Annotated in this window: 21 protein-coding genes; 11 read left to right on the forward strand and 10 right to left on the reverse strand. The window is 71.0% G+C overall.

Annotation, left to right across the window (positions count from 1 at the left end):
- Positions 1 to 289: 289 nt before the first annotated feature.
- The 3 genes from groES to CNQ36_RS21500 all read left to right on the forward strand — a co-directional run bounded on the left by groES (position 290) and on the right by CNQ36_RS21500 (position 3,584).
- Positions 290 to 598, forward strand: a complete 309-nt coding sequence (gene groES / locus CNQ36_RS21490; protein WP_004927089.1) for a co-chaperone GroES — start codon at positions 290 to 292, stop codon at positions 596 to 598.
- A 148-nt stretch (positions 599 to 746) separates the two neighbouring features.
- Positions 747 to 2,369, forward strand: a complete 1,623-nt coding sequence (gene groL / locus CNQ36_RS21495) for a chaperonin GroEL (protein WP_004927086.1) — start codon at positions 747 to 749, stop codon at positions 2,367 to 2,369.
- Between the two features lie 171 nt (positions 2,370 to 2,540).
- Entirely contained in the window at positions 2,541 to 3,584 is a 1,044-nt protein-coding gene (locus tag CNQ36_RS21500) for a hypothetical protein (protein WP_121547182.1), read from the forward strand.
- Between the two features lie 109 nt (positions 3,585 to 3,693).
- On the opposite strand, the gene CNQ36_RS21505 is transcribed toward CNQ36_RS21500, so the two are convergent.
- Positions 3,694 to 4,077, reverse strand: coding sequence for a DUF6281 family protein (locus CNQ36_RS21505; RefSeq protein ID WP_228313033.1), 384 nt, complete (start codon positions 4,075 to 4,077; stop codon positions 3,694 to 3,696).
- 165 nt (positions 4,078 to 4,242) lie between these two features.
- Between CNQ36_RS21505 and CNQ36_RS21510 the strand changes: the two genes are divergently transcribed.
- The gene (locus CNQ36_RS21510) at positions 4,243 to 5,325 is read left to right on the forward strand and encodes a hypothetical protein (RefSeq protein WP_121547184.1); all 1,083 of its coding nucleotides are present in this window, start codon (positions 4,243 to 4,245) and stop codon (positions 5,323 to 5,325) included.
- Between the two features lie 251 nt (positions 5,326 to 5,576).
- The gene (locus CNQ36_RS35335) at positions 5,577 to 5,777 is read left to right on the forward strand and encodes a DUF397 domain-containing protein (RefSeq protein ID WP_228313034.1); all 201 of its coding nucleotides are present in this window, start codon (positions 5,577 to 5,579) and stop codon (positions 5,775 to 5,777) included.
- Between the two features lie 267 nt (positions 5,778 to 6,044).
- Here CNQ36_RS35335 and CNQ36_RS34810 read toward each other — a convergent pair whose 3' ends face one another.
- From CNQ36_RS34810 to CNQ36_RS21535, 4 genes are all read right to left on the reverse strand, one after another.
- Positions 6,045 to 6,314 carry a hypothetical protein gene (locus CNQ36_RS34810; RefSeq protein ID WP_163013324.1) on the reverse strand — a complete coding sequence of 90 codons (270 nt, stop codon included), beginning with the start codon at positions 6,312 to 6,314 and terminating at the stop codon, positions 6,045 to 6,047.
- A gap of 208 nt (positions 6,315 to 6,522) precedes the next feature.
- Positions 6,523 to 7,383: a helix-turn-helix domain-containing protein gene (locus CNQ36_RS21525; protein WP_121547186.1), complete on the reverse strand. Its 861-nt coding sequence runs from the start codon at positions 7,381 to 7,383 to the stop codon at positions 6,523 to 6,525.
- A 210-nt stretch (positions 7,384 to 7,593) separates the two neighbouring features.
- Complete coding sequence (locus CNQ36_RS21530) at positions 7,594 to 8,028, reverse strand: hypothetical protein (RefSeq protein ID WP_121547187.1); 435 nt, start codon at positions 8,026 to 8,028, stop codon at positions 7,594 to 7,596.
- 15 nt (positions 8,029 to 8,043) lie between these two features.
- Positions 8,044 to 8,394: a helix-turn-helix transcriptional regulator gene (locus CNQ36_RS21535; RefSeq protein WP_228313035.1), complete on the reverse strand. Its 351-nt coding sequence runs from the start codon at positions 8,392 to 8,394 to the stop codon at positions 8,044 to 8,046.
- A 153-nt stretch (positions 8,395 to 8,547) separates the two neighbouring features.
- Here CNQ36_RS21535 and CNQ36_RS21540 point away from each other — a divergent pair, with 153 nt between their 5' ends.
- The gene (locus CNQ36_RS21540; protein WP_121547189.1) at positions 8,548 to 8,772 is read left to right on the forward strand and encodes a hypothetical protein; all 225 of its coding nucleotides are present in this window, start codon (positions 8,548 to 8,550) and stop codon (positions 8,770 to 8,772) included.
- Between the two features lie 171 nt (positions 8,773 to 8,943).
- On the opposite strand, the gene CNQ36_RS21545 is transcribed toward CNQ36_RS21540, so the two are convergent.
- The 3 genes from CNQ36_RS21545 to CNQ36_RS21555 all read right to left on the reverse strand — a co-directional run bounded on the left by CNQ36_RS21545 (position 8,944) and on the right by CNQ36_RS21555 (position 11,272).
- Positions 8,944 to 9,651 carry an ester cyclase gene (locus CNQ36_RS21545; protein ID WP_121547190.1) on the reverse strand — a complete coding sequence of 236 codons (708 nt, stop codon included), beginning with the start codon at positions 9,649 to 9,651 and terminating at the stop codon, positions 8,944 to 8,946.
- Between the two features lie 105 nt (positions 9,652 to 9,756).
- Positions 9,757 to 10,530: an SDR family NAD(P)-dependent oxidoreductase gene (locus tag CNQ36_RS21550; protein WP_121547191.1), complete on the reverse strand. Its 774-nt coding sequence runs from the start codon at positions 10,528 to 10,530 to the stop codon at positions 9,757 to 9,759.
- A 61-nt stretch (positions 10,531 to 10,591) separates the two neighbouring features.
- A complete protein-coding gene (locus CNQ36_RS21555; protein ID WP_121547192.1) occupies positions 10,592 to 11,272 on the reverse strand; it encodes an MOSC domain-containing protein in 681 nt (226 codons plus the stop codon).
- Positions 11,273 to 11,353: 81 nt separating this feature from the next.
- Between CNQ36_RS21555 and CNQ36_RS21560 the strand changes: the two genes are divergently transcribed.
- Positions 11,354 to 12,250 carry a LysR family transcriptional regulator gene (locus tag CNQ36_RS21560; RefSeq protein WP_004927069.1) on the forward strand — a complete coding sequence of 299 codons (897 nt, stop codon included), beginning with the start codon at positions 11,354 to 11,356 and terminating at the stop codon, positions 12,248 to 12,250.
- 135 nt (positions 12,251 to 12,385) lie between these two features.
- Here the strand turns inward: CNQ36_RS21560 and CNQ36_RS21565 are convergent, their stop codons facing one another.
- Positions 12,386 to 12,715, reverse strand: a complete 330-nt coding sequence (locus tag CNQ36_RS21565) for a WhiB family transcriptional regulator (RefSeq protein WP_004927066.1) — start codon at positions 12,713 to 12,715, stop codon at positions 12,386 to 12,388.
- A 379-nt stretch (positions 12,716 to 13,094) separates the two neighbouring features.
- Here CNQ36_RS21565 and CNQ36_RS21570 point away from each other — a divergent pair, with 379 nt between their 5' ends.
- From CNQ36_RS21570 to CNQ36_RS21585, 4 genes are all read left to right on the forward strand, one after another.
- Positions 13,095 to 13,706 (forward strand): response regulator transcription factor, encoded by a 612-nt coding sequence (locus CNQ36_RS21570; protein WP_003948568.1) that lies wholly within the window; start codon positions 13,095 to 13,097, stop codon positions 13,704 to 13,706.
- Positions 13,707 to 14,336: 630 nt separating this feature from the next.
- On the forward strand, positions 14,337 to 14,924 hold the full coding sequence (locus CNQ36_RS21575; RefSeq protein WP_004926956.1) for a sigma-70 family RNA polymerase sigma factor: 588 nt from the start codon (positions 14,337 to 14,339) through the stop codon (positions 14,922 to 14,924).
- Between the two features lie 174 nt (positions 14,925 to 15,098).
- Positions 15,099 to 16,607 (forward strand): IMP dehydrogenase, encoded by a 1,509-nt coding sequence (guaB, locus tag CNQ36_RS21580; RefSeq protein ID WP_004926954.1) that lies wholly within the window; start codon positions 15,099 to 15,101, stop codon positions 16,605 to 16,607.
- A gap of 105 nt (positions 16,608 to 16,712) precedes the next feature.
- Positions 16,713 to 17,837, forward strand: a complete 1,125-nt coding sequence (locus CNQ36_RS21585) for a GuaB3 family IMP dehydrogenase-related protein (protein WP_004926952.1) — start codon at positions 16,713 to 16,715, stop codon at positions 17,835 to 17,837.
- Positions 17,838 to 18,386: 549 nt separating this feature from the next.
- Here the strand turns inward: CNQ36_RS21585 and CNQ36_RS21590 are convergent.
- The gene (locus tag CNQ36_RS21590; protein WP_121547193.1) at positions 18,387 to 19,595 is read right to left on the reverse strand and encodes a nucleotide sugar dehydrogenase; all 1,209 of its coding nucleotides are present in this window, start codon (positions 19,593 to 19,595) and stop codon (positions 18,387 to 18,389) included.
- Between the last annotated feature and the right edge of the window lie 165 nt (positions 19,596 to 19,760).

Consider the following 19,760-nt stretch of genomic DNA (forward strand, 5'->3'; position numbering starts at 1 on the left):
CAGGGCCGAAGCGGGGGCCCGGGGGCGGCAGCCCCCGGAGACGCCCACCACAACCCCCCGAGCTGCACAACCCGGCGCGAAACGACACCCCCACCGCCGACGCGCCGCACGGCAAACTGGCACTCCGCTTGACCGAGTGCTAATCCCGGTCATAGTCTCAGGTCTGGCACTCCCCCCTGGAGAGTGCCAACGTAGCGACGGGCAGGTCCGGCACCCGCGACGACGGATCGACCTGGTCGCCACCTCAGACAGTTAACCCCGTGAGATCTCCGAAGGGGGAGGTCGGATCGTGACGACCGCCAGCTCCAAGGTTGCCATCAAGCCGCTCGAGGACCGCATCGTGGTCCAGCCGCTCGACGCCGAGCAGACCACGGCTTCGGGCCTGGTCATTCCGGACACCGCCAAGGAGAAGCCCCAGGAGGGCGTCGTCCTGGCCGTGGGCCCGGGCCGCTTCGAGGACGGCAACCGCCTTCCGCTCGACGTCGCCGTCGGCGACATCGTGCTCTACAGCAAGTACGGCGGCACCGAGGTCAAGTACAACGGCGAGGAGTACCTCGTCCTCTCGGCCCGCGACGTCCTCGCGATCATCGAGAAGTAAGGGGAATCCGGGGGTCACCCCGGACCACCCGACCTCGAAGCAAGCACCTTTGCTCGAACACTGCGCCCCTGGCCCCCGCATCCCATGAGAAGCCGGGCGCCCGGGGCGCAGTGTCTTCACCCAGATTTCCGAGAGGGCTCCCGCTGCCATGGCGAAGATCCTGAAGTTCGACGAGGACGCCCGTCGCGCCCTCGAGCGCGGCGTCAACAAGCTTGCCGACACGGTCAAGGTGACGATCGGCCCCAAGGGCCGCAACGTCGTCATCGACAAGAAGTTCGGCGCCCCCACCATCACCAACGACGGTGTCACGATCGCCCGTGAGGTCGAGATCGAGGACCCGTACGAGAACCTCGGCGCGCAGCTGGTGAAGGAGGTGGCGACCAAGACCAACGACATCGCTGGTGACGGCACCACCACCGCCACCGTGCTGGCCCAGGCGCTGGTCCGCGAGGGCCTGAAGAACGTCGCCGCCGGTGCTTCCCCGGCCGCCCTGAAGAAGGGCATCGACGCCGCCGTCGCCGCGGTCTCCGAGGACCTGCTCGCCTCGGCCCGCCCGATCGACGAGAAGTCCGACATCGCCGCCGTCGCCGCGCTGTCCGCCCAGGACCAGCAGGTCGGCGAGCTCATCGCCGAGGCGATGGACAAGGTCGGCAAGGACGGTGTCATCACCGTCGAGGAGTCCAACACCTTCGGTCTGGAGCTGGACTTCACCGAGGGCATGGCCTTCGACAAGGGCTACCTGTCGCCGTACTTCGTGACGGACCAGGAGCGCATGGAGGCCGTCCTCGACGACCCGTACATCCTGATCACCCAGGGCAAGATCGCCTCCATCGCGGAGCTGCTGCCGCTGCTGGAGAAGGTCATCCAGGCCAACGCCTCCAAGCCGCTGCTGATCATCGCCGAGGACGTCGAGGGCGAGGCCCTGTCGACCCTGGTGGTCAACAAGATCCGCGGCACCTTCAACGCGGTCGCCGTGAAGGCCCCCGGCTTCGGTGACCGCCGCAAGGCGATGCTGCAGGACATGGCCGTCCTCACCGGCGCCACGGTCGTCTCCGAGGAGGTCGGCCTCAAGCTCGACCAGGTCGGCCTGGACGTGCTCGGCTCCGCCCGCCGCGTCACCGTCACCAAGGACGACACCACGCTCGTCGACGGCGGTGGCAACAAGGAGGACGTGACCGGTCGCGTCGGCCAGATCAAGGCCGAGATCGAGTCCACGGACTCCGACTGGGACCGCGAGAAGCTCCAGGAGCGCCTCGCGAAGCTGGCCGGCGGCGTGTGCGTGATCAAGGTCGGCGCTGCCACCGAGGTGGAGCTGAAGGAGAAGAAGCACCGTCTGGAGGACGCCATCTCCGCGACCCGCGCCGCGGTCGAGGAGGGCATCGTCTCCGGTGGTGGCTCCGCGCTGGTCCACGCCGTCAAGGTCCTCGAGGGCAACCTCGACAAGACCGGCGACGAGGCCACCGGTGTCTCCGTGGTCCGCAAGGCCGCCGTCGAGCCGCTGCGCTGGATCGCCGAGAACGCCGGCCTCGAGGGCTACGTCATCGTCTCCAAGGTCGCCGAGCTCGAGAAGGGCAGCGGCTACAACGCCGCGACCGGCGAGTACGGCGACCTGGTCAAGGCCGGCGTCATCGACCCGGTCAAGGTGACCCGCTCCGCGCTGGAGAACGCCGCCTCGATCGCCTCCCTGCTCCTCACGACCGAGACCCTGGTCGTCGAGAAGAAGGAAGAGGAAGAGCCGGCCGCCGCCGGTGGCCACGGCCACGCCCACTGACGACGTAGACAAGTCGCCAGAGCCTGAACGAGGGCCCGGCAACCCCGGAAACGGGGCTGCCGGGCCCTCGCCGTGTCCGCGGCCGCCCGATCATGGAACCGCGCCGGGGTCCGCGACGGTCTCCCCGGGGACCAGCCGGAACGGACCAGCCGGAACAGAGGGGACGGGGCGATGAGCCAGGCACTGTACGAGGAACGGTCCCGCAACCCGTGGGCGACCACCGCCGAACTCACCGAGGACACGCTGCGCAGAGGCAGCCGGACCACACCGGTGGACGAGCTGAACCTCGCCGCCATGGCCGAGGCGTACGTGCGCGGATCCTGGCTCGGCGGCGGTGGCGCCGAACGCCCCCTGGGGGCGCTGGAGCAGACCCCCGGCGCCGTCCCGGTCACCCGCGTGACCGGCACCACCACCCTCCTGAAGGTGCGCAGGGCCGCCGACTTCGCCCACGCGCTCGGCGAACTGGCCGTGCGAAGGTGCGGCGGGGCGGACCAGGTGGCCGCCCTCTCCGCACGGGCACAGGCGGAGGGCGTCCCGCTCTGGATCGCCCGGCGGTACGCGCCGGGTCCCGCCGGGCCGGTCGCCGTCGCGGTGGACCGGCGCCTGGTGCGCGTGGACGTCTGGGGCCCGCACGCCCCCGCCGTACGCCTCCGGGCGCCGTACGGCTACCTCGGTGACGCGTCGGCCCCGGCGGGCGGCCTGGTCATGACCGTCGGGGACGTCACCGCGGGGCTCGCCCTCCACAAGAAGTGGCGCAAGTCCAGGAGCAGCGTCGAGATCGGCCTGCCCGACCGGCACTGGACGCTGCGGCGCGAGAACGCGGCGAGCTCATGGCTGCTGCGCGACGACCGCCGTGTCGCGCTGCTCACCCGCCCGCCCCGCCGTGCCGAGCCGGCCCCCGGCACGGTCCTGCTGCCGCTGGCCGCCGTGCACCACGAGAGCCCCGACCCGCTGGACGCCGTCATGGCCCACGCCGTCGCCGTGTCCTTCGGCCTCGGCGACACCACGGGCCTGGCCAGGTTCCGCCCCCGCTCCCGCTCCGGCGGAGAGACGAGCGCCGACGGCTGGGACCTCCCCTGGTTCAGCAACCTCGGCAACGGCCGCGACGACAACGAACCCGGCGGCGGCGACGGCTGGGGCAGCGACGGGGGCGACGGCGGCGACGGAGGAAGCGGAGGCGACGGCGGAGGCGGCGACGGCGGAGGCGGCGACTAGGCGTGCGGATCCACGTCCGGCAGGGACAGGCCCGTACTCGGCGTCCGACACTGCCGCCCGCCACCCCTGCGGGATGACGTCGTCGCGTAGCCGGACGAAGCGGCGGTCGTCAGGAGCGGTCGATCAGCTTCTGTACCTCGGGCGGCAGCTCACCGCCCGAGTACGCGACCACGAAGACGGTGTCGTCGGGGCTGTCCCCCACGGCGACAGCCACGTCGGGTGAGATCCCGTCCACCCTGTAGGCGGTCACGGTGTCTTCGGCCTGTTCGGCATCCTCCTGGCCACCGGTGTCGTCGCACGGGGGGACGGTGGCGGACCCGAGCTCCTCACCCGCCGTGAACTCCACGTTCGCGACGTCCTGGTAGCTGCGGTCCTGGTAGTGGACGAGGTAGGCGCACGATGCCGCCTGCCCGTCTGCTCCGTCGCTGCTGCTCTCCGATGTGCAGGCCACGGCCAGCACCAGCATGGCTGCCACCAGAGGCAGACGCGTCATTCGTCCCGACCGGTTCATGTGTTCCTCCTGGTAGATGCTGCGGAGGGCCAGGACAATCCGAAGATGTGCCCGGCCTCATGAGTACCGACGGAGCGGATGCCGTTTTCGTTCGAGCACCTGCTGGCCGGCGGCTGCTCTGTCAGTGGGGCCGGTTACCTTCGGGCCATGTCGATCACCGCACAACTGCGCGATTCGGTGAGGCTGCCGGGTGGGCGCGTACTGGTCAACGGGTTCGCCCTGGAGAGCCGGGGGGACGGTTCGCACCGCGCCCTCCTCCGGAACGGGCACGAGCTGGAGGTCCACGACCTCCGGGAGCTGTTCGCGGGGGAGCGGGCGCCGGCGGCCGTCTTCCCGCTTCCCTGGCCGCGCTGGGACCACGGCGTCCACTCGGTGAGCCCCGACGGCACCTTCGCGGTGTTCTCGGGTCAGCGCTCGGTACGGGCGATGGCTGCGGGCGGCCGGACGCTGTGGGAGTACCGGCACGGCTGCTGGGGCCCCGAGCTCGGTCACCCGCACACGGGGGACGAGCAGGAGGTGTGCCGTGGTCTGGAGAGCGGCTCCTGCCGGATCTCGGACGACGGCCGGCTCGTGTGGGCCCATGTCGTGGCCGAGCAGGAGCCGGGCGAAGCGGAGGAGCGCTGGGTCGTCCTGGACGCCCGGGACGGACGGGAGCTGGCGTCGCTGCCGCTGGACAGCGCGGCGGCCGGCTCGAACCACCTCTCCCACCCGGACGGTACGCACATGGGTCTGGGCATCGGCATGGGCCAGGACGGCATCCTGCTGTACTGGGCGCGCTGGGACGGCGAGAAGCTGACCGGCTGGGACGTGAACGAGGGACTGGACCGCATCCTGACGGACGTCCACGCGGGGCACCCGGGCTTCCTGACGGTCGAACACTACGGAGCCGACCTGCGCCTGCACGCCCTGGACGGCACGGTGATCGCCGAGCAGGAGCCCGAGCCGGCCGACGACGAGGACGGAGCCGGAAGCGGGGACGAGACCTACTGGGACTACGGCTGCGGCTTCGTCGACGCCGGCACGGTCATCGCCTCCACGGTCGAGGCCGACGAGGAGCCGGAGCAGGCCCGCCACTGGCTGCTCGACGCGCACACACTGCGCATACGCGGAGTGGTCACGTACCCGACGGGCCCCGTCGACAGCTACGTACGCCCGCTCGGCGACGGCACCTGGCTCACGTACGACGAGAGGAGCGAGACGCTCAGCCGCTGGGCGCGAGCGGCGCCATGAGCCCGGTACACGCGGTCGGCGCTCGTCGGTGCCGCGTGAGGACCGGCGTACCCCGAATGGGCCAGTTCTCGTATGGCATCCGAGGTGAGCTGACCCTAACCTGAATGACAGGTAGCTCCTTGTGGTCGGCCGGGTACCAATGGCGAAGGTGAAGCCAGGGATTTCGGTACTCGCCTGCGGCCGTGGACGGTCGGCCACTACGCTTGACGGGCACCATTTCGGGCAGCTTGGGGGATCGGGGGGAGACCGCGGTGGTTCATGAGGGGCGACCCTTATGGCGTAGAAGCAGTGCCTGCGGCAACGAGTCGGAGTGTGTGGAGGTGGCCGTACTCGCGAGGCATGTCCTTGCGCGGGACTCGAAGCGACCTGCCGCGACCGTGCTGCGCTTCACCGCCCTCGCCTGGACGGGCTTCCTCAGTGCTGTCGCACGCGGAGAACCAAGGGACGCATGACATCCTTTCGGGCGGACGGCAGAAAGTGTGGGGCTGTTATGGGCATCGAGAAGTCTGCAGCGCGGAGGCTCGGGGGTGAGGGTCGGTCCCGCTCCCTCGGCGTCGCGCCCCCCGCGCTCTTCCTGCTCGCCGTCGGGGCGGTCGCCACGAGTACCGCGGCCGCCGCGTCCCTCCTGGTGGAGAGCCTGCTGGCGAAGCGAGTGCTGTGGGTGGCCGTGCTGCTCGCAGTGTCGGTGAGTGCGGGCCTGTGGTGCGGACGTTACTCCGTCACGGCTTCCCCACCGAGCTCTGATCGCCTTCCGTACGTTCCACGGGCGGGTTCGCCCCGATAGGGCCCTTCCTCCGGCGTTGCAGGGCCTTCCCGCCCCACCAGGCGAGTGCGGCGGCCGGTATGGCGATCACCAGGCTGACCACGATCCAGGTGACGGACTTCCATGAGGCGTTCCACGAGTCGTGGGGCATGCTGAGCGCGACGATCGACACGCTCGATACGAAGAGCAGGGCGAGTACGGCGGAGCAACCGACGATCCGCTCCACGGACCCCTCCGGAACGGGGGCGGGGCGCGCGGGGCCGGTTCCCCCCTCCCGCCCGGGTGTCCCTGCGTCCTCCTCCGCGGGCTCGTCGGCCGAGTCCGCAGGGTCCTGCCTTCTTCTGGAAACGAGCAGCTCCCGCAGGCGCCGCCACGCCGCTCTCGTCACCTCGATCCTCCCCCTGCTCATGTGGGTTCCGCGGGGCCCGGCCCGGCTAGGCTCTGTCCAGACCCTGCTTGACGCGGCCGATCAGACCGAGTGACTCGGACGCGTCGAGAGCCAGGCGCGAGATCTGCTCCAGGCACTCGTGGTAACGCTCCAGCAGCTCGGGGTTCTCACCCCCGGTCATGCTGCCGGTGGCGTACTCCAGGTACAGCAGGTCCTCGTCGTCGGTGAAGCCGAGCAGGACGAAGCTGCCGAGGGTGCTGTAGTGGGCGCCCGCCTCGAAGGGCAGGACGCGCAGCGTGACGCCGGGCCGGTCCGCGAACTCCAGCAGTTGCTGGAGCTGCCCGGCCATCACCGCGTCGCCGCCGACCCGGCGCCGGACTGCGGCCTCGTCGAGGAAGAACAGCGTCTCCCGAGGGCCGTCGCCCCCGAACATCCGCTCCTGGCGCCTCATTCTGAGGTCCACCACGCGCTCGAGCCGCTCGGGGTCGAGGACACGAGAACGCAGCAGCGCCTCCGCGTAGCCGCGGGTCTGCAGATGGCCCGGCACCACGATCGGGTGGTACGTGGTCAGGCTGACGGCCGCGGTCTCGTACCCCAGGTACTGGGCGAACTGCGGATTGACGACATCATGGAAACTGGACCACCAGCTGGGACCCTTGCTTCCGCGGGCCGCGGCCTCCAGTTCCTCGACCACGGCGGGGTCGGTGATGCCGTAGATCTGGGCCAGGGCGCGCAGGTCGGTCACGGAGATGCTCACCGCGCCGTTCTCCACCCGGACCAATTTGGACAGGGACCACTCCACGCGCTCCGCGGCCTCGCGCTGAGTGAGGCCGGCGGCTTCCCGGGCCCTGCGCAGCGCGATACGCAGCTTTCGCCTGTTGAGGCTGGGATCAACAAGGGGTGTCATCGCCGCTCCTTCCGTCGTGCGCGTACCCGGTACCTTCTCTGCTATGCACGGAACGCCTACGCCTGTATGCCCATGCCATTATGCCCATGTCGGTCAGCCAATAGCTGAATGACGTGAGCATGGCAATCCGTGTCCGTACCGAACACGCGAAGGGCCCCCACAACTGTGGGGGCCCCGTTGGCCGCTCTCCCCTCGCGCCGCCGTCCGGTCTCAGTCGACCTGCCGCTTGGGGTCCGCCCATGTTTCCCAGCGCATCCTGCACGCTCCCGCGAAACTGACCAGGTAGTAGAACCGAGGCAGGCGTCCGCCCTGCTTCCGCAGCTCGTTGCGGTGATTCATCGTCTCCTCGAGCCGCCATTTCTCACCGTCGGGGAGGAAGGCGCCGATGAAGCGCAGCCTGACGCCGACCCGGGCCTCCTCGGGGGTGGCCGCGGGCTGCCCCTCGTGCTGTCCCCCTTCGGGGCTCGTCCGCCACAGGGACACGAGCCGCCTGCCCACCCGGCCCAGGAACGCGTCGAGCGGTTCGGGTAGCTGTTTGATCGCTTGTGCTGTCGACTTCCTGCCGCGCACCGCTATCAGCAGGGCGAGGGCCAGGAGCAGGGCCGCCGAGACGAACAGGACGGCGGCGGCGAGAGCGGTGACCATCGATGTGCAGTCCGATCAGTCCGTGACGGGAGTGGGGGCGACCGTGCCGGGCTTCACCGGCCTGCTTCTGCTGGTGCGGGCCAGAGCCAGGGCCAAAGCCACGCGGGCCTGCTCCGCACCGTCCGTGGTGAACCGGTAGTAGCGGCGTCGGGGCCGGGGTGGAGTGCTTGCGACGTGCTCGTCGGGGTCCTCCCAGAAGCTCTCCAGTATCCCCGCTCGTTCGAGCCTGGCCAGGATGGGCTGGATGGTCCCGCTCTGCAGTTCCACCGCCTGACCGATTGCCAGCCCGTACTGGGCCCGCGTCGGGTTCCGGAGCAGCTCCCTGAGGACCAGCTCGGTCTGCTTGGTCATTCGGAATCCACTCATATCGCTAACTCTACCTACCTTGTCCATGACTTATGTTGCCTCCAGCGGAATAGTCGAGCGCCTCGCGCCTTCCGGCAACTCTACCTAGGTTGTGTATGACCTAGGTAGAGTTATAGAGTCCGTGCGGGACACGATGAGAGGACGGTGCGGGACATGGCCACCAAGAAGCGGGACACGGAAGGCACCCACGGGTGCGCGACCTGCGAGGGCACCGTGCGGGAGACGCCCGCCTGGGACTTCCGGCTCGACCGGTCGGGGCTGAACATCAAGGCGGGCCGCTACCTGGAGCTCCGGATCTCCCTGGTGCTGCTGCTGTGGCTGATCGCCACCGTGGGCGGCTGGGGCTACGTCGAGTGGTGGCAGCCGCCGCTGTCCTAGCGCGCCGGCATCGCCGTCCTCCCACGCCGCATCACGAGGCCCTCACCACCGGTGAGGGCCTCCGGCGTGGAGGCGTCCCCGAGCCTGGGTGCCCGCGGGTCCGGCATCGCGGCGGACGGCGGCGCCGGAGCCGGGTCGCGGTCCGCGTGCCGACGGCGCGGCTCGGGCGGCTCAGAGCTCCGTGGGTTCCAGCGCCCCCAGCTGTGTCATCAGGCCCAGCCGGTCGTACTGCCACCATCCCTCGACGATCTTCCCGTTGCCGCCGAAGCGGAAGACGGTCGTGCCCGTCATGGCGACCTTCTTCCCCGTCGCCGGGATGCCGAGGAAGTCGCCCTTGTGGGTGCCCTCCCAGCTCCACCGGGTGCACACCCGGTCGCCCTCCGCGAGCCGGTCCTCGATCCGGAACGCGAAGTCGAAGCCGCCGCGCCACACGTCCATCTCGCGCCGGAGGTGGTCGAGGCCGACGATGTCCTGCTCGTTCGCCGGATCGTGGTCGTGGTAGTGCTCCTCGACCAGCCCCGTCATCGCGGACAGGTCGTCCTCGGTGGTCAGCACCTCGAAGAAGCGTCGCGCGGTGTCCGTGTTGAGCCGCGCGTCGCGCACCACGTCCAGGTCGGTGAACGTCGGCATGCCGTCGCACAGGGCGACCATCTCCCGGAAGATCCGGTCGGTCTCCGGCAGCTTCGAGTTCCGCATCGCCTCCTCGTACGACGGGAACTCCACGATCTCGACGACGTGGGACGTGTCCGAGCGGTCCTTGCCGACCACCGCGTGCGTCGCCGTCCGCTTCCCCCTGGTCTGCTCGACCCACTGGTCCAGCAGCCGGTCGATCTCCTCCAACCGGTTCGTCCTGCAGTCGATGAGCTGCATGAAGGTCATGGCGCTCGCCTCCGGTCCCCCCTGGGTCCGGGTTCTGACACCACCCATCCTCTCGCGGGGCGCGGCCCCCGTCCCGGCGTGACCGCGGTACCCGCGGGGACGCCGTCAGCGCGGTCCGTACTTCCGTCCCGTCCGTGACGAGAAGCCGCCCAGCAGCCCGCGCGGGACCAGTTTCGCCGCGCCCATCAGGGCCTTGTAGCGCGGGTCCGGGATCGACACCGTCTTGCCGCGGGCCAGGTCCGCGAGCGCCGCCGCGACGACCTTGTCCGCGTCCAGCCACATCCAGTTGGGGATGTTGTCCGTGCCCATCCCCGCCCGCTCGTGGAACTCGGTGCGCACGAAGCCCGGGCACAGCGCCATCAGCCGTACGCCGGCGCCCGCCAGGTCCAGCGCCGCGCCCTGGGTGAACTGCACGACCCACGCCTTGGACGCCCCGTAGGTCCCGCGCGGCACGAACGCGGCGGTCGAGGCGACGTTCACGACACCGCCGCGGCCGCGCTCACGCATCGCCTCCGCCGCCGCGGAGGTCAGCCGGAGCACCGCCTCGCAGTGCACCTTGAGCATGCGCAGCTCGTCGGCCATGGAGACGTCGAGGTAACGGCCCTTGTTGCCGAAGCCGGCGTTGTTGATCAGCAGGTCGACGGGGTTCTTGCGGTCGCCGAGCCGGTCGGCCACCGCCTCGATGCCCTTGTCCTGCGCCAGGTCGGCGGTCAGCACCTCCGCCTCGATGCCGTGGCGGTCGTGCAGCTCGGTCGCCTGCTCGCGGAGCCGGCCCGTGTCGCGGGCGACCAGCACCAGATCATGTCCGTCGGCCGCCAGCCGCCGCGCGAACGCGGCACCGATCCCCGCCGTCGATCCCGTAATCAGAGCCGTTGTCATGGCGCAAGAGTAGTTACCCGGAGGAGGGCCGTCCGCTCGGTGCCGGTCCCGTGGTGCGCCGTCAGGCCGGCGACCCCGCCCCGTACTTCTCCACGTACGTCCGGGCCGTCGCCAGCGCCTCCGGGTGCAGCGCCCCTTCGGCGGCGAGCAGCCGGGGCAGCAGCGCCCGTTCGGTCGTCACCGCGCGGAACTGCAGCGCGACCGTCACCTCGTGGTCCGGCCGGTGCACGATCCGTACCGCGTCGCCCGCGCGTATCCCACCGGGCCGGATCACCCGCAGATACGCACCCGGCGCCGCCCGCTGAGTGAACCGCTTCACCCAGCCCTTCTCACCCAGATGGCCCTGGAAGGTACGACAGGGGATGCGCCCCGAAGTGATCTCCAGGACCACCTCGGGCCCGACCGCCCAGCGCTCACCGATCAGCGCACCGGACACGTCGATCCCCTCGGTGGTGAGGTTCTCGCCGAACGAGCCGTTCGCCAGCGGGCGCCCCAGGGTGCGCTCCCACTCGTCGAGGTCTTCGCGGGCCACGGCGTACACCGCCTGGTCGTCCCCGCCGTGATGGCGTGTCTCGCACACCGCGTCCCCGGCCAGTCCGCTTCCGCCGGCCCCCTTGGCCCCCGGCGCCGCCACCCTGACCGGTCCGTCCACGGGCCGCTTGTCGATACCGGTCACGCCGTCGCGCTGGTCCGTGTACGGCACGGCCTCGGGGCGACCCAGGTTCACTGACAGAAGCTTCATGGGTCGCACGGTAAGCGATCCGGGGCCAAAGCGTCGACGCGTTATTCGGCGCCGTGTCAAAGGACCGCTTATCCTTGTGGGGTGATCGAAGCCCGTCATCTCCGCGTGCTCCGCGCCGTGTCCACCACCGGCTCCTTCTCCGCCGCCGCCCGCGAACTGGGCTGCACCCAGCCCGCCGTCAGCCAGCAGATGAAGGCCCTGGAGGCGTCCGTGGGCACGCCCCTGCTGATACGCACCGGCAGGGAGATGCGCCTGACGCAGGCCGGGTCGGCGCTGGTACGCCACGCGGCCGGGATCATCGCCGGGCTGACCGCCGCGGAGGAGGAGGTCGCCGCCATCGCCGGGCTGCGCGCGGGGCGGGTCCGGCTCGTCTCCTTCCCCAGCGGCAGCTCCACGCTGGTCCCGGCGGCCCTCGCCGCGCTGCGCGACGCCCACCCCGGCACCCGGGTGTCCCTGGAGGAGGCCGAACCGCCGCGCTCGGTGGAGATGCTACGCGAGGGCGACTGCGACGTGGCGCTGGCCTTCCGGTACGAGGGGGCGGCGGGCGCCGAGGAGTGGGACGACCTGGTGGTGCGGCCGCTGCTGTCGGACCGGCTGGTGGGGCTCGTGCCCGAGCGGCACCGGCTCGCCCGCGCGGAGTCCGTCGCCATAGACGAACTCGCCGACGAGCCGTGGATCGCCGGCTGCCCGCGCTGCCGGGGCCAGCTGGTCGAGGTGTGCGAGACGGCCGGCTTCACCCCGCGCATCGACTTCGCGACCGACGACTATCCGGCGGTCGCCGGACTGGTCGGCGCCGGACTCGGGGTCGCGGTCCTGCCCCAGCTGGCACTCGAGGCGGTACGGCCCCGCGGGGTGCGCACCGTGGCGCTGGAGCCGGCCGTGCGGCGGGAGATCGTCGCCCTCACGCTTCCGGACCTCGCCCAGGTGCCGGCGGTCGGCGCGACGCTGGACAAGCTGGCGGGGGCGGCCGCCCGGTGACCGTGGCTCTCGCGCGTGTGGTCACCGTGCGTGAGGGCGGCTGACCGGCCCTCCGGGGCGGGAAACGGCAGAAACGGCAGATACGGCAGTAGCGGCGGCACGCGTACGTGCCCCGCGTTCTGGAGAAACGTTCCTTCAGTTGTTCGAAGCGGTGTGCCCTCCGGAGGCCGACGCCGACACCAGCCGGTTGCGCGCCCGCCCCATGAGCTCTTCGCGCTCGTCCTCGGTCAGTCCGCCCCACACGCCGTACGGCTCGCGTACCGCCAGCGCGTGGGCCGCGCACTCGGCCCGTACCGGGCACCTCATGCAGACCTCTTTGGCCGAGTTCTCGCGAGCGCTTCGCGCCGCACCACGCTCGCCCTCCGGGTGGAAGAAGAGCGAGCTGTCCACCCCGCGGCAGGCGGCGAGGAGCTGCCAGTCCCACAGGTCCGCGTTCGGTCCGGGAAGGCGGGAGAAATCTGCCATTGCGTGACCCCTTGTAGCCGTTCTGGGCGGATCCGGTGTCCAGACCGTACAACTACGATCCAAGGAGATGAAAATATGACTCATTGCGAATCTAGCCCCGGACACCAGCAAAGGGGAAGAAAAGGGGCTGAATGGGGCACGGGTTGTGGTGAAAGTTCGGGGGTCCGGGGCGCATATCTCCATCGTGTTCGCTTCCTCACGTAGAGTGCCGAAGATGGCAGACGGCCCCGTAACTCTTTCGAGTGACCGTCGTTGAGAGTGCGAGGCGGTTGAAGGAACAAGCGCTCGGGCGGGCGTCCGAGGCGGTCGACCGCACAGGTGACGATTTCGTACCAGCCTGGAGGCTCAAGGTGACGCGCATCAGCTGCGGAGGGCGGCCATGACTTCCGTCCTCGTCTGCGACGACTCCCCGCTTGCCCGAGAGGCGCTCCGCCGCGCGGTCGCGACCGTGCCCGGCGTCGAGCGCGTGACGACGGCCGCCAACGGGGAGGAAGTCCTCCGCCGCTGGGGGGCCGACCGCTCCGACCTGATTCTGATGGACGTACGCATGCCCGGCCTGGGCGGCGTCGAGACGGTCCGCCGGCTGCTGTCGGCCGACCCCGGAGCGCGCATCATCATGCTCACCGTCGCCGAGGACCTCGACGGTGTGGCGCTCGCGGTGGCCGCCGGCGCGCGCGGCTATCTGCACAAGGACGCCTCCCGAGCGGAGCTGCGGGCCACGGTCACCCAGGCGCTCGCCGACCCGACCTGGCGGCTCGCCCCGCGCCGGCTGCGCTCCGCCGAGATGGGCGCGGCGCCCACGCTCACCGCGCGGGAGATCCAGGTCCTCGAAGGCATGAGCCACGGCCGCTCCAACGCGGAGATCGGCCGTGAGCTGTTCCTCTCCGAGGACACCGTCAAGACCCACGCCCGCCGGCTCTTCAAGAAGCTCGGCGCCTCGGACCGGGCCCACGCGGTGGCGCTCGGCTTCCGGTGGGGGCTCGTGCGCTAGGGCCCGTCCTTCGGGCCGGGCCGACAGCGGCGTACGGCATCGAGCGCGGACCGGTGAACGGGGGCACCCCCACGCCCCCGCCCGGCGCCGGGCCCGTGTGCCGCCGGCTGTGCGCGGATGCCGTGCCCCGTGCCGGGGCGCGCGGACGCCTCACCTGTGGGGCGGTGCGGACACGTGGACGCTTCCGGCCGGCGGTGACGCCGGCACCCGGGTGCCTTCCGGGTGCGTCGGCGCGGGCGCCGGTGCCGTCCGCGGGTGGCGCTTCCCGTGGTGGCTCCGCACGCGCGCGAGCCGCCGCTCGCGTGATGCCGCCGGGCGGGTTCGGTGACGCGGGCGTCCCCCGGGGCGCCGCGTCCGGCGCTCCCGCGCGGGACCGGTACCGGACGAGCACCCTCGGGGGCGGCACCGGAAGCCCGGCCCACCTGGGCGTCCGTCGTGGCCGGAGGGTGCCCACTGCTCGTTTCGCCGCGGATGCCGCATCCTTGAGGTGTGGAGTTCCTCGGGGACGAGTCGGTCGAGCGGAAGGGGAGGGCGCAGGGTATGAGTTCCGGCGCACCTGCTCATAACGCTTCGGTGCACAACAAGGGACACGGTGCCGCGGACCCGACGTCCGCAAGGCACCATGGACCGATGCGCGACGACGAGGCGGGCACTGCCCAAGGGGCGATCGGTGCGCTCGTCCATCGCGCGGTCGACGGGGACGAGCAGGCCACGCACGATCTGCTCGCCCATGTCCATCCCCTGGCCCTGCGCTACTGCCGCACCCGTCTGTCCCGCCTCCCGGGCGACGCCCGGCACTTCGTGGAGGACCTCGCCCAGGAGGTCTGCGTGGCGGTGCTCCTCGCGCTGCCCCGCTACAAGGACACCGGCCGCCCGTTCGAGGCGTTCATCTTCGCCATCGCCTCGCACAAGGTCGCCGACCTGCAGCGGGCCGCGATGCGGCACCCCGGCTCCACGGCCGTGCCCTCCGACGAGATGCCGGAGCGTCCCGACGACTCGCTCGGCCCGGAAGAGCGCGCCCTGCTCAGCAGCGACGCCGCATGGGCCAAGAAACTGCTGGCCAACCTGCCGGAGAACCAGCGCGAGCTGCTGCTGCTGCGGATCGCCGTGGGCCTCACGGCGGAGGAGACTGGACAGATGTTGGGAATGTCACCAGGCGCCGTCCGGGTGGCCCAGCACCGCGCGCTGAGCCGGCTGCGCGCCCTGGCGGAGCAGTAGGAGCCGCCGTCGCGCCGCCCCTTCGGCGTATGAACAGAAGATCAGCCGGTCCCGTATGAACAGTCCCGTACGAACGTACGAGGCCGGGAGCCGTGCGAAACCGTGGAATGAGACACCCTCGCTTCCCGTTAGCATGGACATCCGCACCGATCAAGGCCATTTGGGGAAGGTGTCATGACTGCCAACGTCGACGGAGTGCCCGGAAAATTCGCGACACTCGGGCTGACCTACGACGACGTGCTGCTGCTGCCGGGCGCGTCGGACATGGCGCCCGACCAGATCGACACCGCCTCGTACGTCTCCCGGAACGTGCGGGTCAACATTCCGCTGCTGTCCGCCGCCATGGACAAGGTGACCGAGTCCCGCATGGCGATCGCGATGGCCCGCCAGGGCGGCGTCGGCGTCCTGCACCGCAACCTGTCCATCGAGGGCCAGGCCAACCAGGTCGACCTGGTGAAGCGCTCCGAGTCCGGCATGGTCACCGACCCGATCACCATCCACCCGGACGCCACGCTCGCCGAGGCCGACGCGCTGTGCGCCAAGTTCCGCATCAGCGGCGTCCCGGTCACCGACGGCAACAAGAGGCTGCTCGGCATCGTCACCAACCGTGACATGGCCTTCGAGACCGACCGCACCCGGCAGGTCCGCGAGGTCATGACGCCGATGCCGCTGGTCACCGGCAAGGTCGGCATCTCCGGGCCCGAGGCCATGGAGCTGCTGCGCCGCCACAAGATCGAGAAGCTTCCGCTGGTCGACGACGCCGGCGTTCTCAAGGGCCTGATCACGGTCAAGGACTTCGTGAAGGCCGAGAAGTACCCGAACGCGGCGAAGGACGCCGAGGGCCGGCTGCTGGTCGGCGCCGCGGTCGGCGTCGCCGGTGACGCGTTCGAGCGGGCCCAGGCGCTGATCGAGGCGGGCGCCGACTTCATCGTCGTCGACACCGCGCACGGCCACTCCCGGCTGGTCGGCGACATGGTCGCCAAGATCAAGTCGAACTCCTCGGGCGTCGACGTCATCGGCGGCAACATCGCCACCCGTGACGGCGCGAAGGCGCTCGTCGACGCGGGCTGCGACGGCATCAAGGTCGGCGTCGGCCCCGGCTCCATCTGCACCACGCGCGTCGTCGCCGGCGTCGGCGTCCCGCAGGTCACCGCGATCTACGAGGCCGCGCTCGCCGCCAAGGAGGCCGGAGTCCCGGTCATCGGCGACGGCGGTCTGCAGTACTCCGGCGACATCGCCAAGGCCCTCGTCGCGGGCGCCGACACCGTGATGCTGGGCTCGCTGCTCGCCGGCTGCGAGGAGTCCCCGGGCGAGCTGCTGTTCATCAACGGCAAGCAGTTCAAGTCGTACCGCGGCATGGGCTCGCTGGGCGCCATGCAGACGCGCGGCGACCGCAAGTCGTTCTCCAAGGACCGCTACTTCCAGGAGGGCGTCGCCTCCGACGAGCAGCTCGTCCCCGAGGGCATCGAGGGCCAGGTGCCCTACCGCGGCCCGCTCTCCTCGGTCGTCCACCAGCTGGTCGGCGGCCTGCGCCAGTCGATGTTCTACGTCGGCGGGCGCACCGTGCCCGAGCTGCAGGACAACGGGCGGTTCGTGCGGATCACCTCCGCCGGCCTCAAGGAGAGCCACCCGCACGACATCCAGATGACGGTCGAGGCACCGAACTACAGCCGCAGCAAGTAGGCAGAAGGCCTTCCTGGGCGGTTCCGGGCACCTCCGGGACCGCCCTCGGCGTGTCCGTCGGGGATACTGGAAGGCGCTGCAACGCATCAGGGAAAGGCCACAGACGTGACTGAGATCGAGATCGGGCGCGGCAAGCGCGGCCGCCGGGCGTACGCCTTCGACGACATCGCCGTCGTCCCCAGCCGCCGTACGCGGGACCCGAAGGAGGTCTCGATCGCCTGGCAGATCGACGCCTACCGCTTCGAGCTGCCGTTCCTGGCCGCCCCCATGGACTCGGTCGTCTCGCCGGCCTCGGCGATCCGCATCGGCGAGCTCGGCGGCCTCGGCGTGCTGAACCTCGAGGGCCTGTGGACGCGCTACGAGGACCCGCAGCCGCTGCTGGACGAGATCGTCGGCCTGCCCGCCGAGGCGGCCACCCGGCGCCTGCAGGAGATCTACGCGGCTCCCATCAAGGAGGAGCTGATCGGGCAGCGCATCAAGGAGGTGCGCGACTCGGGCGTGGTCACCGCCGCGGCGCTCTCCCCGCAGCGCACCGCCCAGTTCTCCAAGGCCGTCGTCGACGCGGGTGTGGACATCTTCGTCATCCGCGGCACGACGGTCTCGGCGGAGCACGTCTCCGGTTCGCACGAGCCGCTGAACCTGAAGCAGTTCATCTACGAGCTCGACGTCCCGGTGATCGTCGGCGGCTGCGCCACCTACACCGCCGCCCTGCACCTCATGCGCACCGGCGCGGCGGGTGTCCTGGTCGGCTTCGGCGGCGGCGCCGCGCACACCACGCGCAACGTGCTCGGCATCCAGGTCCCCATGGCCACCGCGGTCGCCGACGTGGCGGCCGCCCGCCGCGACTACATGGACGAGTCCGGCGGCCGGTACGTGCACGTGATCGCGGACGGCGGCGTCGGCTGGTCCGGCGACCTGCCCAAGGCGATCGCCTGCGGCGCGGACTCCGTGATGATGGGCTCCCCGCTGGCCCGCGCGACGGACGGGCCCGGGCGCGGCCACCACTGGGGCATGGAGGCCGTGAACGAGGAGCTGCCGCGCGGCAAGAAGGTCGACCTCGGCACGGTGGGCACGCTGGAGGAGATCCTCACCGGCCCGTCCCACACCCCCGACGGCTCGATGAACCTCTTCGGCGCCCTGCGCCGCGCGATGGCCACGACCGGCTACAGCGAGCTGAAGGAGTTCCAGCGCGTCGAGGTGACGGTCGGGGACTCACAGCACCGCCGCTGAACCCCACCCGGCTCCCGGCCACCACCGAAAGGGCCGGTCACCCCATCCCGGGGTGACCGGCCCTTTCGCACGCCCCGGGGGCGCACGCGGTGCTCCGGGGGCGCGTAGTTGTCATTGGGGGCAAAACGCGGGGGACGGGCGGTGCCGAGTCGGTAGCGTCTGTGCCCGGCGACCCAGTTCTCTGGGGCGCCCCCTTCCAAGGAGATCGTTCCGGACCCCGCCCTCGGGGCCCGGCCCGAATTCCAGACGGACCGCCTACGGGCTACTGGCGGCATCGTGGAAGGGGGCGCGCCATGGGCCGTCACCGCAAGCCCACCGCCTGGGACCGGATCCGTCTGCGGATGGTGAAGTTCCGCAGGAGGTGCATCTTGTGGATTCACGGGAAGTGAGCGGCCACCCCTACGAGAATTAGGGGTGGACACTCCGTTCACTGCTCAGGAGCCTGCCGCAGTACCCGCTGCGGTGGGCTCCGCCTGTTTTCTACCGTACCCGCGCGGTGGTCCGCCCACCAGCAACCCCGGTGGCACGGGCAGCCCTTGCGCGCCCCCGCTACAACCGGTGCGCCGCGCCCGTGGGGGTTGCTCCTCGGGTGTCCAGGAGTAGCTGGGCCTTTACCGACAGGCCCTGGAGGTCGTAGGTGCGGTGCTGCTGGAGGAGGACCGTCAGGTCGGCCTCGGCGGCGGCCTCGTAGAGGGAGTCCGCGCGGGGGACGGGCCGGTCGAGGACGTTCCAGGACGGTACGTGCGGGTCGTGGTAGCTGACGGAGGCGCCCAGCTCCATCAGCCGGACCGCGATCTCCTGGGCCGGGGCGCCCTGCTGGTCGGCGAGGTCGGGCTTGTACGTCACGCCGAGAAGCAGCACCCGCGCGCCGCGCGCGGACTTGCCGTGCTCGTTGAGGAGGGCGGCGGCGCGCTGCACGACGTAGCGGGGCATGCGGCTGTTGACCTCCTGGGCCAGTTCCGCCATGCGCAGGGTGCGGCCCGCGTGGGCGGTCAGGTCCTGGGGGACGGTGTGGCCGCCGACGCCGGGACCGGGCCGGAACGCCTGGAAGCCGAAGGGTTTGGTCTCCGCGCATCTGAGGACGTCCCACAGGTCGATGCCCAGGTCGTGGCAGAGGGCGGCCATCTCGTTGACCAGGGCGATGTTGACGTGCCGGAAGTTGGTCTCCAGGAGCTGTACGGTCTCCGCCTCCCGCAGGCCCCGCGCGCGGACCACCTTGTCGGTGATCCGCCCGTAGAAGGCGGCGGCCGACTCGGTGCAGGCGGGGGTGAGGCCGCCGATGACCTTCGGGGTGTTGGCCGGGGAGAAGTCCCGGTTGCCGGGGTCGACCCGGCTGGGGGAGTGCGCGAGGTGGAAATCCCGCCCCGCGCGCAGACCCGAGCCCGACTCCAGCAGGCGCAGCAGGGGCCCCTCCGTGGTCCCCGGGGGCACGGGGGACTCGAGGATCACCGTGGTGTGCGGGCGCAGCCGCGCGGCGAGGGTGCGGGCGGCCGTCTCCAGCTGGGACAGGTCCAGCCCGCCGTCCGCGCCGCGCGGCGTCGGTGCGCAGATGACGGCGGTGCGTACCCGGCCGAGCTCGGCGGCGTTGGCGGTCGTACGGAAGCCCTGCGCGAGCATGCGGCGCTGTTCGGCGGCGCTGAGGGAGCCCGCCTCCGGGCCGGTCCGGTACCCGATGGTGGGGATGCCGGCGGCGACGGCGGCCTGGGCCAGGGGCAGGCCGTACGGGCCGAGTCCGATGACGGCGAGATCTGCGGGCATGGCGTGGGCCGTCCTTCCCGATATCCGGAGTGCGACAGATGCGCAAGCCGTGTGGACTGGACAGGCGAGCGCAATGTCAGACTAGGAGTAAATATGACCGATATGTGGGATTGATCGGCCGAGTTTCGGTGAGTCGTTCCGCAGGGGTTGTCCACAGGCTGGGGG

Source organism: Streptomyces fungicidicus (genome assembly GCF_003665435.1).
Classification (GTDB): domain Bacteria; phylum Actinomycetota; class Actinomycetes; order Streptomycetales; family Streptomycetaceae; genus Streptomyces; species Streptomyces fungicidicus.

Coding starts and splice junctions, on each gene's coding strand:
- CNQ36_RS21545 (WP_121547190.1), bottom strand. CDS start 9,651: ATGACCTTCATGCAGCTCATCGACTGCAGGACGAACCGGTTGGAGGAG.
- groL (WP_004927086.1), top strand. CDS start 747: ATGGCGAAGATCCTGAAGTTCGACGAGGACGCCCGTCGCGCCCTCGAG.
- CNQ36_RS21500 (WP_121547182.1), top strand. CDS start 2,541: ATGAGCCAGGCACTGTACGAGGAACGGTCCCGCAACCCGTGGGCGACC.
- CNQ36_RS21530 (WP_121547187.1), bottom strand. CDS start 8,028: ATGGTCACCGCTCTCGCCGCCGCCGTCCTGTTCGTCTCGGCGGCCCTG.
- CNQ36_RS21525 (WP_121547186.1), bottom strand. CDS start 7,383: ATGACACCCCTTGTTGATCCCAGCCTCAACAGGCGAAAGCTGCGTATC.
- CNQ36_RS21510 (WP_121547184.1), top strand. CDS start 4,243: ATGTCGATCACCGCACAACTGCGCGATTCGGTGAGGCTGCCGGGTGGG.
- CNQ36_RS21575 (WP_004926956.1), top strand. CDS start 14,337: ATGCGCGACGACGAGGCGGGCACTGCCCAAGGGGCGATCGGTGCGCTC.
- CNQ36_RS21540 (WP_121547189.1), top strand. CDS start 8,548: ATGGCCACCAAGAAGCGGGACACGGAAGGCACCCACGGGTGCGCGACC.
- CNQ36_RS21570 (WP_003948568.1), top strand. CDS start 13,095: ATGACTTCCGTCCTCGTCTGCGACGACTCCCCGCTTGCCCGAGAGGCG.
- CNQ36_RS21535 (WP_228313035.1), bottom strand. CDS start 8,394: ATGAGTGGATTCCGAATGACCAAGCAGACCGAGCTGGTCCTCAGGGAG.
- guaB (WP_004926954.1), top strand. CDS start 15,099: ATGACTGCCAACGTCGACGGAGTGCCCGGAAAATTCGCGACACTCGGG.
- CNQ36_RS21550 (WP_121547191.1), bottom strand. CDS start 10,530: ATGACAACGGCTCTGATTACGGGATCGACGGCGGGGATCGGTGCCGCG.
- CNQ36_RS21590 (WP_121547193.1), bottom strand. CDS start 19,595: ATGCCCGCAGATCTCGCCGTCATCGGACTCGGCCCGTACGGCCTGCCC.
- CNQ36_RS21505 (WP_228313033.1), bottom strand. CDS start 4,077: ATGACGCGTCTGCCTCTGGTGGCAGCCATGCTGGTGCTGGCCGTGGCC.
- CNQ36_RS21555 (WP_121547192.1), bottom strand. CDS start 11,272: ATGAAGCTTCTGTCAGTGAACCTGGGTCGCCCCGAGGCCGTGCCGTAC.
- CNQ36_RS21565 (WP_004927066.1), bottom strand. CDS start 12,715: ATGGCAGATTTCTCCCGCCTTCCCGGACCGAACGCGGACCTGTGGGAC.